At 71.5% G+C, this 2,833-nt stretch carries 1 protein-coding gene and 1 pseudogene; both read left to right on the top strand.

Annotation, left to right across the window (positions count from 1 at the left end; translation table 11 throughout):
• Window positions 1-434, top strand: a pseudogene (locus C1I93_RS31850) (tetratricopeptide repeat protein); the annotation flags it as partial.
• Between the two features lie 195 nt (window positions 435-629).
• On the top strand, window positions 630-2,833 hold a 2,204-nt coding region (locus tag C1I93_RS29990), incomplete at its 3' end, for a HelD family protein (RefSeq protein ID WP_258378379.1).

Below are 2,833 nucleotides of genomic sequence, written 5' to 3'. Positions count from 1 at the left end.
GGCTGGTGCTCTTCGTCGCGGCCGGCGTGGCTGTGGTGCTGCTCGGCACCGCCGCGGTCATCGCCGGAGTGTCCCGGGTCGACCGCGCCGGCAGTCCCGGTGACGCGCCGAGCGGATCAGCCACCCCGTCGGCCACCGGCGACGACCCGGCGCCCGCCTCCCCCGGCGCCCCACCCGCCGGACTCGACCTCAAGGACAATCGCGACAGCGTGACGTTGCGGTGGAAATATCCGGCCGGGAGCGAAGGACCGGTGATCGTCTCGGGTGGCCGTCGCGGACAGTCGCCCACGCCCTTCGCCGACCTGCCCGCCGGCACCGAGAGCTTCATCGTCTACAGCCTCGACCGTAGGCTCGACTACTGCTTCACGGTGGCGGTCGCGTGGTCCACGGACACGGTCGCCCGCTCGGACGAGATCTGCACGGAACGTCGCTGAGTGGGCTGACTCAAGCCCGACCGCGTGGTGGCCACCGCTCACCACGCGGTATCTTTGCCAGTTCAGGCACAAAAAAAGAACGGCGCTAAACGGCCGTTCTGATTTCGAATTCTACACCGGGGAGACGGATTGTCAAGGCACTCCGGCGGTTCGCCGTCCGACGACGAGATCGGCCGCGAGCAGGAGTACGTCTCGATGCTCTACCAGCGCTTGGACGGGTTGCGCGATCAGGCGTCCCGCCGGCTCACCGAACAGCTGCGCACCACCGGCGGGACACGGCAGGAACGCTCCCAGCGCGACAGCTCGGTGGGTATGTACGCCAGCCAGGTCGAACAGTTCTCGGCCGTGGAGAACGGCCTGTGTTTCGGCCGGCTGGACACCGACGACGGCGAGCGGCGGTACATCGGCCGGATCGGCATCTTCGACACCGACGGTGACTACGACCCGCTGCTGGTGGACTGGCGCGCCCCGGCCGCCCGCGCCTTCTACCTGGCCACCGCCGCCAACCCGCAGGGCGTACGCAGACGCCGGCACCTGCGTACCCGCCAGCGCAAGGTGATCGCCGTCAACGACGAGGTGCTGGACCTGGCGACCGCCTCCCCCACCGCACACGAGGAGCTGACCGGGGAGGCATCGCTGCTGGCCGCGCTGAACGCCGGTCGCACCGGCCGGATGCGGGACATCGTCGAGACCATCCAGGCCGAACAGGACCGGATCATCCGCTCCGAGTTGCCCGGGGTCATGGTGGTGCAGGGTGGACCGGGCACCGGCAAGACGGCGGTGGCGCTGCACCGCGCGGCGTACCTGCTCTACACGCATCGCCGGGAACTCTCCAGCCGCGGTGTGTTGCTCGTCGGTCCGAACGCCACATTCCTGCGCTACATCTCGCAGGTGCTGCCCGCGCTGGCCGAGACCGGCGTGCTGCTGCGTACCCAGGCTGATCTTTTTCCCGGGGTGCACGCCCGGCGCGCGGAGCCGGCCACTACCGCTGCCGTCAAGGGACGCCCGGTGATGGTCGAGGTGCTCGCCAACGCGGTACGCGACCGGCAGCCGGTGCTCGACGAGCCGGTGGAGATCGAGTTGCCGCAGCGGGAGATCCTGCTTCTCGACCCCGCCACCGTGCACGCGGCCCGGGAGCGGGCCCGGCACAGCGGTCGACCGCACAACCTGGCCCGGGCGGTGTTCGACATCGAGATCGTCCACGCGCTGGCCGACCAGGTGGCCGAGCGGATCGGCGCCGACCCGCTGGGTGGGGAGAACCTGCTGGAGGAGGCCGACCGCGCGGAGATCCGCCGGGAACTGCGTGAGGAGCCCGAGGTACGCGCCGCCCTGGACGAACTGTGGCCGGTGCTCACCCCGCAGCGGCTGCTGGCCGACCTGTACGCCTCGACCGAGCGGATCGCCACTGCCGCGCCGATGCTGACCGCCGACGAACGGGCCGCGCTGCACCGCGAACCGGGCGGCTGGACCCCGGCGGACGTGCCGCTGCTGGACGAGGCGGCGGAGCTGCTCGGTGAAGACGATCGGGCCGCGGCCGCCCGTCGGGAACGCATCCGCGCTCTGCAACGGGAGTACGCCGAGGGCGTCCTGGAGATCGCCAGGGGTTCCCAGTCGATCGACGTGGAGGACGAGGCCGACGGCGGCGAGATCCTCGGCGTGACCGACCTGATCGACGCCGACCGGCTGCTGGAGCGGCAGGAGGAGACGGAGCGGCTGACCACCGCACAGCGGGCGGCGGCGGATCGGTCCTGGGCGTTCGGGCATGTGATCGTCGACGAGGCGCAGGAACTGTCCCCGATGGCCTGGCGGCTGCTGATGCGCCGCTGCCCGAGCCGTTCGATGACGATCGTCGGTGACGTCGCGCAGACCGGCGCGTTGGCCGGCACGCCGTCGTGGGCGGAGGCGTTGGCCCCGTACGTGGCGGACCGGTGGCGGTTGACCGAGCTGACCGTGAGCTACCGTACGCCCGCCGAGATCATGGCGGTGGCGGCCGACGTACTGGCCGAGATCGACCCGTCACTACGGCCGCCCCGGGCCGTACGCTCCAGCGGTGTCGCTCCCCGCGCGCTCGCGGTGCCGACGCAGCGGCTGGCCGCGGAGCTGGTGGAGGTGACCACGGCGGAGGTGGCCGGGCTGGCCGACGGGCGGCTCGGTGTGATCGTGCCGGCCGGCCGGCTCGACGACCTCGGTGCCGCCGTGACCGCAGCGCTGCCCGAGGCAGCCATCGGCGAGCAGCCCGACCTGGAGAGCCGGGTCGTGGTGCTCACCGTCGCCGAGGCCAAGGGCTTGGAGTTCGACTCGGTCATCCTGGTCGACCCGGACCGCATCGTCGCCGAGTCCCCCCGAGGCCGCAACGACCTCTACGTCGCCCTCACCCGCGCCACCCAACACCTAACCAC

It is taken from the genome of Micromonospora endophytica (assembly GCF_003236305.1).
Classification (GTDB): domain Bacteria; phylum Actinomycetota; class Actinomycetes; order Mycobacteriales; family Micromonosporaceae; genus Micromonospora; species Micromonospora endophytica.
The sequence above is the reverse complement of the archived record's forward strand: the minus strand, read 5'-3'. Positions and strand labels throughout refer to the sequence as shown.